Genomic DNA, 9,145 nt, shown 5'->3' with positions numbered 1-9,145 from the left:
ATCCGGGCCGCCGCGTCCCGGTCCCGCGGCGGACGATTTCGGCGCGCCCTTCCCCGCGCGGCCCGACTACCTGTTCGACATGGACCAGGTGCGCGGCCTGCTGCGGCATGGCCAGGGCACGCTCGCCAGCATCCGCACGTGGAACGAATACGTCGGCCGGACGTCGGGCTACAACTACATCGAGGCACGGGGCGACATTCCGGGCGCCGTATGGGGCCGCGCCGGCGACGAGGGCGACGTGAACAGCATGGCCGCGTTCCATCACGCCGACGGGCGCATGAAACCCGCGGCGGACATCCTGCGCATGTGGGGATCGAACGGCATCCACGCGGGCCGGCCGACGGTATTTTATTGCGGCACCGGCTGGCGCGCGTCGCTGGCGTTCTTCTACGCCTGGCTGATGGGCTGGGAGCGCATCGGCGTGTACGACGGCGGCTGGTGCGAATGGAGCCGGGATCCGGACAACCCGGTCGTGTGCCGCGCGGAGCGGGAGAACGTCGAACGCCGGCGCCATTGCCGATAACGCGGAAATCGCATACACTCCGAAAAGTTATCGATAACTAATTCACCCACATGACCGAGACAATCTCCCGCCGCCTGCTCGCCATCGACGAAGGCCGCCAACAACTGTCGCTCGTCGACACCGCCACCGACACCTTCCACTGGACGCTGGACCTGTCCCCCTACCCGCTCGCGCGCGACCTGCAGCGGCTCGACGCGGCCCGCGCGCTGGTCGGCTTCGACCGCGGTTTCTTCGAGCTGGACATCGAATCGGGCCGCGTCCTGGACGCCTGCGCGCGCTGGACCGACGTCACGGCCGTGCACCGCCGGCCCGACGGCCACACGCTCGTGACGGGCTGGAACCTGGACGGCACGGGTGGCGTCAACGTGCTGACGCTGGACCGCGAATGGAACGTCGTCGCCAGCGCGCGCCGCGACGGCGACTACGTGCGCCTGATGCGCCCGACGCGGGACGGCACGTACCTGCTCTGCACCAACGACCACATCCTCGAAACGGCGCCGGACCTGACGGAACGCCGCCGCTTTGGCGTGTCCGAATTCGAGCATGCGTGGAAGGCCGAACGGAACGCGGACGGCACCACTCTCGTGTCGGGCGGCTATGGCGCGGTGATGGTGTTGTTCGACGCGGCCGGGAACGTGCGGCAGCGCTTCGGCGCCGCGGCCGACCTGCCCGCCGAGGTGGCGCCGTTCTTCTATGCGAGCTTCCAGCAGCTGGACGACGGCCACCTGCTCGTCGCGAACTGGCAGGGACACGGTCCGGACAACGGGCACAAGGGAAGGCAGTTGCTGGAGTTCGACGCGCAGCGCCGGCTGGCCGGCACGTGGTCGGCCCCCGAGCGGATCTCGTCGCTGCAGGGCATCCTGGCGCTCGACTAATCTTCCAGCGGTTCGGCCGGCGTGGCGGACGATGCGCCGCGCGCGCCGATCCGCTTCACGAGCAGCTGGTCGATGCGGTAGTGGTCCACGTCGAGCACTTCGAACCGCATCCCTTCGTATTCGACGCTGTCGGTCGGCTTGGGCACCTTGCGCAGCATGTACATCATGAAGCCGGCCGCCGTCTCGTAGTGCTCCTCCTCGGGCAGCCCGTCCAGTTCGAGCACGCGCTTCATGTCCGCCACCGGCGTGCTGCCGTCGATCAGCCAGGAACCGTCCTCGCGTTGCAAGGCCTGCTGGTCCGCCTCCAGCGGCGTGCCCCATTTGCCCATCACGGTCACCATGATGTCGCTCAGCGTGACGACGCCGACGATGAACGCGTACTCGTTGATCACGACGGCGAACGTCTCCTTGGTGGCGCGGAAGCGGTCGAGCAGTTCGGACAGCGTCAGCGAATCGGGAATGATCAGGACCGTGCGGATGCTCGATTCGTTCAGCTGGAACCGGGACTGGCGGTTCAGCAGCTGCACGAGGATGTCGCGCGTGTCCACATAGCCGATCACGCGGTCGATCACGCCGTCGCACACGGGGAATTTCGACAGCGCGTGCGTGGCGATCTTCTGGCGGATGCTGTCCTCGGATTCGGTCAGCGTGAAGAACACGACGTTCTCCCGCGTCGTCATCGTCGACGTGACGGCGCGCGACTCCAGCTCGAACACGTTCTCGATGAAGTGCTGCTCCTGCTTCTGCAGCACGCCGGCCTGCGCGCCCGCTTCCACGACGGCCGAGATCTCGTCGAAGGTGATGCGGTCCTCGCGCGTCGTGTCGACGCCGAACACGCGAAACAGCATGTTCGCCACCTTGTTCAGTGCCCAGGACAGGGGCCTGAACACGCGGATGACGACCATGACCGGCCGCACGACGGCCATCGCCGTGCTCTCCGGCGCGATCATCGCGAGGCGCTTGGGCATCAGGTCGGCGAAGAGCACGAACAGCGTCGTGACGAACACGAACGACAGCGCGAACGCGATATTGTCGCGGCCCGGTCCATCGTAGAAGAGCGTCAGCCATTCCAGGAAAAACGGCCGCAGCGCGCCCTCCCCGAGGATACCGCCCAGGATGGCGATCGCGTTCAGGCCGATCTGCGACGCGGCGAAGAAGTCGGCCGACTGCGCCTGCAGCGCGATCACCTTGTGCGCGCGCGCGTCGCCCGCCTGGGCCAGCAGTTTCAGCTTGATCTTGCGTGCGCCCGCCAGCGCGATTTCGCTCAGGGACAGGAAGCCGGCGGCCAGCACGAGGACGGCCAGCAAGGCCAGATGTTCGAACAGATTCATGGAGCACCCGGAATAATGATGTCACTTTAACATAGGCGCCAGTCAGCTCAATTTGATATACCGGATGACACATTTAGTAATTGTCGAAAGCCCCCGTGCTTCGCATAATCTGCTATCACGTCCACACCTCATACTGGAAATCCCGATGCAAAAGCCTCGCCTGGCCCTGATTCCTCTGTTGTTCGCGGCGACCCTGTCTCACGCTGCCACCGATCCCCTCGCACCGACCGCGCGCTGGAGCGCCTACACCGCGGGCCACGCGGCCACGCCGCCGATGGGCTGGAGCAGCTGGAATGCGTTCGGCACCGACATCGACGAGGCGAAGGTCCTGGGCGCGGCCCAGCGCCTCGTGGACAGCGGCCTGGCCGCCAAGGGCTACCGCTACGTCAACATCGACGACGGCTGGGCGCTGCGCCGCAACCAGCCGGACGGCCGCCTGATCGTACGCCCGGACCGGTTCCCGTCCACCGTCAACGGCGGGTTCCGTCCGTTCACCGACAAGATCCACGCGATGGGCCTGAAGGCCGGTATTTACTCGGACCTGGGCCGCAATACGTGCTCGCAGGCGTATGGCGGCGACGACCCGAACCTGCCGAAGGGCAGCGTGCTCGAACGCGAAGTGGGCCTGTACGGCCACATCGACCAGGACATCGGCCTGTTCTTCCGCGACTGGGGCTTCGACTTCATCAAGGTCGACGGCTGCGGCCTGCGCGCGTACGGCGCGGACAGCCCGAAAGTCAAGACGGGCAACTACCGCGCGCTGAAACCCGTGCTGGACCTGGAATCGGTCGCCCGCTCGGACATCCCGGCCGTGCAGGCGGAATTCACGCAGATCAACGAGGCACTGAAGCGCAGCAATCCGGACGGCGACTACCTGCTGTCGCTGTGCGTGTGGGGCTCGGCCGACGTACGCGCCTGGGGCAAGAACTTCGGCAACCTCTCGCGCACGAGCGACGACATCCGCCCGAACTGGCCGCGCCTGCTCAGTAACTACGACAGCGCCGCACGGCGCGAACTGTACGGCCATCCGGGCAGCTGGAACGATCCGGACATGCTGTACATCGGCGCCGGCGATTTCGACGCGAACCACCTGACCGAAGCGAGATCGCACTTCGCGCTGTGGGCCATGCTGAATTCGCCGCTGATGACGGGCGCCGACCTGCGCACGACGCCGCAGGCGCTGATGGACATCTTCGGCAACGCCGACATCATCGCGCTGAACCAGGACCCGGCCGGCAACCAGGCCGTGCTCGCGTACGACGCGGACGACGTGCAAATCCTCGTGAAGACCCTCGCGTCGGGCGACAAGGCCGTCGCCATCTTCAACCGCGGCATCGCAGCCGTCGATGCCGACCTGACGGCAGAGCACCTCAAGCTGCGCAAGGACGGCAAGATCACGCTGACCGATCTCTGGTCGAAGGAAGCCACCTCGTTCACGAACGAGACGAAAGTGAAAGTGGCGCCGCGCGAAACGCGCATCTTCCGCGTCCAGGGCGCACGCGCGCTGGCGGACGGCCTGTACCTGTCGGAGCAGCCGGGCAGCGTGAACCCGGCCGTCGACGGCGTGACGAAGCCGACGGCCGATCCGACCGTGTTCCGCTCGTCGTTCGGCTGGAGCGGCACCAAGGGCGGCGGCGAACGCCCGATGTACGCCGGCTTCGGCGGCGCGCGCGCGGACAGCACGCCGTACGGCCAGTGGCTGCAGATCGGCGGCAAGCGCTACGACGCCGGCATCGGCATCCTGGCCAATTCGCGCCTCGAAGTGCGCAACCACGATTACCGCCGCCTGGAGACGAAGGTCGGCGTCGACGATTCCGCGCAGGACCGCAAGAACGGCGTGACGTTCCTCGTCTACGGCGACGGCAAGCTGCTCGCGAAGAGCCGTGCGCTGCGCTGGGGCCAGCCGGCGCAGGCATTGAGCGTGGACGTCGCCGGCGTCAAGCTGATCGAACTGGTGGCCAAGAGCACGGGCGGCGCCAACGAGCAGCTGCCGGTGACCTGGGGTGACGCGGCGCTGACGTCAGCGCGCTGATTTCAAGGCGTGGCGGCGCGCCGCCAGCTCCTGCTCCAGTCTGACGTCACGGCCGTAGATGTCCGCGGCGAAGCGCGCACCGCCCTCGCTGTCGACGATGGCGGTCGCGTAGAACAGCACCACGGGAATCGAACGAGGCAGGTCGACGTGCTTCGTCGGCCCCGGCTGCAGCGCCTCCTGGATCGCATCCGCCGTCCATTGGCGCTGCCCGCCGAGCACGTACTGCGCCAGCGCGGCCGGGTGCTCGACGCGGATGCAGCCGTGCGACAGGTCGCGCCGGCTGCGTTCGAACAGTTCGCGCGCCGACGTCGAGTGCAAATAGATGTCCATCGGGTTCGGCATCGCGAACTTGATCGGTCCCAGCGAATTCTTCGCCCCCGGGCGCTGGCGCACGCGCGCCCGCCCCGCTTTCAGGTCCGCCACGCTCGCTTCCGGCGGCACCGTCTCCATGTCATGCTGCTTCAGGTACGCCGGATTGCGCGCGAGCTTCGGCAGGATCTCTTTTTCCAGGATGCTGCGCGGGACGTTCCAGTACGGGTTGAATTCGAGGTAGCGCATCTGCCCGACGAACAGCGGCGTTTCCGTCTTGACGGCGGAGCCGACGACGACGCGCATCTCCAGCGGCGCCTCCGTGCTGCCGTTCTGCAGCGCCCACAGCCGGTAGGCCGGCAGGTCGACGACGATCAGCGGGCCGGGACCGAAATCCGGCAGCCAGCGCAAACGCTCCAGCGTCAGTTCGAGCTGGCGCACGCGCTGCGCGGGCGGCACGTTGAGCGCATTGACCGTGCCGCGCCCCAGCACACCGTCTTCCTCCAGTCCGTGACGGGCCTGGAAGTGGCGCACGCCCTCTTCCAGCTTGTCGCCGTAGATGCCGTCAACGGGCGGCGCCGCATCGGCCGGCAGGTCGCCCAGCAGCACGAGGCGTTCGAACAGCGCCTGCGCATCCGGATACGCCGCGCCCGGTTTGACCTTCGCCTGCGGCACCAGGAGCGCGGGATACGGCTGCTTCGCCAGCTCGCGGTAATGCGCCAGCGCCGCCTTGACCTGCGCGTACAGCGGCAGCTGCGGCTCGGCCGCCTGCACCGCGTCGCGCAGCTTGCCGGCCGCGAGTCCCGTACGCAGCCGCTCGACCGGATCGTAGCGCTTGAGGCGCGCGTCGGACTTGCCGGTGTGGTATTCGGAACGCACGCGGCCCACGCGCAGGTCGGCCAGGTAGTGCAGCATCGCCGCCGTCAGCGCGACGTCGAATCTGGCGGGATCGGCATGGCCGGAACGCAGCTGCTGCTGCAGGTCGTCGGCGCCGTAGTCCTGCGGGTCGAGGCCCTGTACCGGGGCCTGGCGCAGCACCCACAACGCGGCGGCGGCGGTTTGCGGATTCCACGCGGGCGCATACTTGCGCGGGGCGTAGAAGCGGTCGAGCCAACCGCGCTCGTCGTAGGGACCGGGCAATGGCGCGGCTTGCGCATGGATGGCCGCGGGGATGGACTGGGCGAGGGAGAAACGGGGAACGAGGGCCGCGGCACAGAGCACGAGCGCGGTGGCGATTTTCTGGCTGGACTTCATGGATGCTTTCGGACTTCGGCAACGATACGTTACCGATAAGCATCATACCCGCAACGCGTGATATCAGCGTGTACGATTGGTGCGCGTGGCGAGCCAGCACAGGATGGCACCGCCGCACACCATGGCCGCGCCCTGCCAGAACGCGAGCGACAGCGGCGCGCGCAGCAGGCGTGCCGAGAGCGCCGCGGAGAGCACGGGGATGAAGTACGACGCGCCGGCCAGGACCGTCACGTTCCCGTGCAGGATGCCGACATTCCACGCGCCGTAGCCGAAGCCCATGGCGCCCGCGGCCAGGAGCAGGTAGACGACGGCCTCGAGACTGAAATCCATGCGGCCGCCGCCCTCCAGCAGGTACTTGCCCCACAACGTCATCGACACGAGGATGAAGAACAGCGTGACGCCGTTCTTTCCTTCCGCGATGCGCGCCGTCACCGTGCAGTACGCGGCCCAGATCACGGCGCCGGCGAACGCCAGCCCGTAGCTGAGCGGGTTGGCGCGCACGTTGCGCAGCATGCCGGCAAGATCGACGCCCTGCGCGCCGCCCAGCACCCAGCAGATGCCGACGATGGACAGCGCGAACCCCGGCACGATCAGGAAGTTCGTCTTCTGCCGGTTGAACAGGATGCTTGCCACGATGGTGAACGTGGGCCACAGGTAGTTGACCATCCCGACCTCGATGGCCTGGCGCGCCGTGTCCGCATAGCCGATCGACAGCGACAGGCACAGTTCATAGGTCACGAACAGCACGCTGCCCCAGGCCAGGTAGCGGCGCGGCAGCCGCGCATGGCCCACCGACAGCAGCAGGAACACCGACGCCACGCTGTACATCAGCGCGGCCCCGCCCGTGGGGCCGAGGTGGACGCTGACCTGGCGGATCAGGCCCACGATGGCGCTCCACAGCAGGACGGCAGTCAAGCCGATCAGGGTCGCCTTGTTCCTGTCGTTCATTGCGCTCCCGGCCTACAACGCTTCCCTGACGTGCGGGATGCCGAGGTCGTCGTAGACCGAATACACGGCGGCCAGCATGTTTTCCAGCTCGGGCGAGCGGTCCATGTGGCGCACGCTGAAGAAGATCGGCGACACCGCATGCTTGTCCTCGATGCGCCGGTACACGACGTTCCGGTGATGCATGCCCTGCACGCTCTCCGGCACGATCGCGATGCCCTGCCCGGCCGCCACCAGGCCCATCGCGATCTGCAGTTCGCGCACTTCCGTCACGTGGTCCGGCATCAGGTTCGCTTCGCGGAAAGCGGCCAGCACCTGGTCGGCAAAGCTGGGCCGCGGCGCCTTCGGGTACACGAGCAGCGCTTCGTGGATCAGGTCCGTCAGGCGCAGGTTGCCCTCTTTCTCCGCGAGGCGGTGGCCGGGGAACAGCGCCACCACCATCGGCTCCTCGCGCAGCAGGATGCGGCGGATGCTCGTGTCCTCGCTCTTCAGGCGCCCGAAACCCACGTCGATGCGCCCTTCCTTCAAGGCCTTGAGCTGCTCCACCGTCGTCATCTCGTGCAGGGTCACCTCCACCTCGGGGTGGTTGTCGCGGTAGCGGCGGATGATGTCCGGCAGCAGGCCGTACAGCGTCGACGCGACGAAGCCGACCGACAGCGTCCGTTCCAGCTTCCCCACGCGCTGCGTCATCGTGCGCAGGTCGCGCACCTGGTCCAGCAGCGGCTTCGCATGCGCCAGGAAAAACGCGCCGGCCTCCGTCAGGCGCAGCGGTCTCACCCCTTTTTCGATCAGGGTCACGCCCAGGTCTTCCTCCAGTTGCTGGATCTGCCGGCTGAGCGGCGGCTGGGCGATGTGCAGGCGCTCGGCGGCGCGCGTGAAGTTGCGTTCTTCCGCGACCGCGACGAAGTAGCGCAGGTGCCTTAATTCCATACTCGATACCTATAGGGTATTGAAACGATACCAAAACGGTGTTGGACGTCCCTCATTTGCAGGAATATCGTGTCCTCACCTCAGCGAATTATACGCAAATAATATGATTCAATATATCGAAACCTTCCTGCTCGACGTGCCGACGATCCGGCCGCACAAGCTGTCCGTCGCGACGATGAACACGCAGACCCTGGTGCTCGTGCGCGTCCGCTGCGCCGACGGCATCCAGGGCTGGGGCGAGGCCACCACCATCGGCGGCCTGGCCTACGGCGAAGAGAGCCCGGAAAGCATCAAGGCCAATATCGACACCCACATCGCCCCACTGCTGGTCGGCATGGACGCGAGCCAGCCGGCAAAGGCGATGGCCAGGGTGCGCAAGGCCATCCAGGGCAACCGCTTCGCCAAGTGCGCGCTGGAGACGGCGCTGCTGGATGCGCATGCGCGCCGCCTGGGCGTGCCGCTGTCCGACCTGCTGGGCGGCCGCGTGCGCGACGCCTTGCCCGTGGCCTGGACCCTGGCCAGCGGCGACACGGCCAAGGACATCGCGGAAGCGGAACACATGCTGGAGATCCGCCGCCACCGCATCTTCAAGCTGAAGATCGGGCTGCGCAGCGTGGACGCCGACGTCGCCCACGTGCTGGCGATCAAGCGCGCGCTGGGCGACCGCGCCAGCGTGCGCGTCGACGTCAACCAGGCCTGGAGCGAAGCGCAAGCCGTGCGCGGCATCGCCCAGCTGGAAGCCGGCGGCGTCGACCTGATCGAGCAACCCGTGAAAGCCCATCACACGGCGATGCTGGGCCGCCTCGCGCGCCGCTTCGACGTCGCGATCATGGCCGACGAAGCCCTGCACGGCCCGGTCGATGCGCTGGCGCTGGCCCGCTCGGACGCCGCCGACGTCTACGCCGTCAAGATCGCGCAGTCCGGCGGCCTGTTCGCGGCGCTGGAA

General features: G+C 67.4%; 8 protein-coding genes. 4 read left to right on the top strand and 4 right to left on the bottom strand.

Going from position 1 to position 9,145, the window contains the following annotated elements; genetic code table 11:
* Nucleotides 1–523 (top strand): sulfurtransferase (locus tag ACEN88_RS17935; protein ID WP_413341688.1); only part of this gene is annotated, 523 nt, incomplete at its 5' end.
* Between the two features lie 50 nt (nt 524–573).
* On the top strand, nt 574–1,398 hold the full coding sequence (locus ACEN88_RS17930; protein WP_413341686.1) for a hypothetical protein: 825 nt from the start codon (nt 574–576) through the stop codon (nt 1,396–1,398).
* Here the strand turns inward: ACEN88_RS17930 and ACEN88_RS17925 are convergent.
* Nucleotides 1,395–2,729 carry a hemolysin family protein gene (locus ACEN88_RS17925; RefSeq protein WP_413341684.1) on the bottom strand — a complete coding sequence of 445 codons (1,335 nt, stop codon included), beginning with the start codon at nt 2,727–2,729 and terminating at the stop codon, nt 1,395–1,397. The genes ACEN88_RS17930 and ACEN88_RS17925 overlap by 4 nt on opposite strands.
* A 145-nt stretch (nt 2,730–2,874) precedes the next feature.
* On the opposite strand from ACEN88_RS17925, the gene ACEN88_RS17920 reads away from it, so the two are divergent.
* Nucleotides 2,875–4,761: an NPCBM/NEW2 domain-containing protein gene (locus ACEN88_RS17920; protein WP_413341682.1), complete on the top strand. Its 1,887-nt coding sequence runs from the start codon at nt 2,875–2,877 to the stop codon at nt 4,759–4,761.
* Here the strand turns inward: ACEN88_RS17920 and ACEN88_RS17915 are convergent.
* From ACEN88_RS17915 to ACEN88_RS17905, 3 genes are all read right to left on the bottom strand, one after another.
* On the bottom strand, nt 4,750–6,324 hold the full coding sequence (locus ACEN88_RS17915; RefSeq protein ID WP_413341680.1) for a L,D-transpeptidase family protein: 1,575 nt from the start codon (nt 6,322–6,324) through the stop codon (nt 4,750–4,752). The two genes, ACEN88_RS17920 and ACEN88_RS17915, sit on opposite strands and share 12 nt — an antisense overlap.
* Before the next feature lie 63 nt (nt 6,325–6,387).
* On the bottom strand, nt 6,388–7,272 hold the full coding sequence (gene yddG / locus ACEN88_RS17910) for an aromatic amino acid DMT transporter YddG (RefSeq protein WP_413341678.1): 885 nt from the start codon (nt 7,270–7,272) through the stop codon (nt 6,388–6,390).
* 12 nt (nt 7,273–7,284) lie between these two features.
* Nucleotides 7,285–8,199: a LysR family transcriptional regulator gene (locus ACEN88_RS17905; protein WP_413341676.1), complete on the bottom strand. Its 915-nt coding sequence runs from the start codon at nt 8,197–8,199 to the stop codon at nt 7,285–7,287.
* Nucleotides 8,200–8,302: 103 nt separating this feature from the next.
* Between ACEN88_RS17905 and ACEN88_RS17900 the strand changes: the two genes are divergently transcribed.
* Nucleotides 8,303–9,145: muconate/chloromuconate family cycloisomerase (locus tag ACEN88_RS17900; protein WP_413341673.1), on the top strand; the 843-nt coding region annotated here is incomplete at its 3' end.

The organism is Massilia sp. CT11-108 (assembly GCF_047302915.1).
Taxonomy (GTDB): Bacteria; Pseudomonadota; Gammaproteobacteria; order Burkholderiales; family Burkholderiaceae_D; genus Telluria; species Telluria orientalis.
The sequence above is the reverse complement of the archived record's forward strand: the minus strand, read 5'-3'. Positions and strand labels throughout refer to the sequence as shown.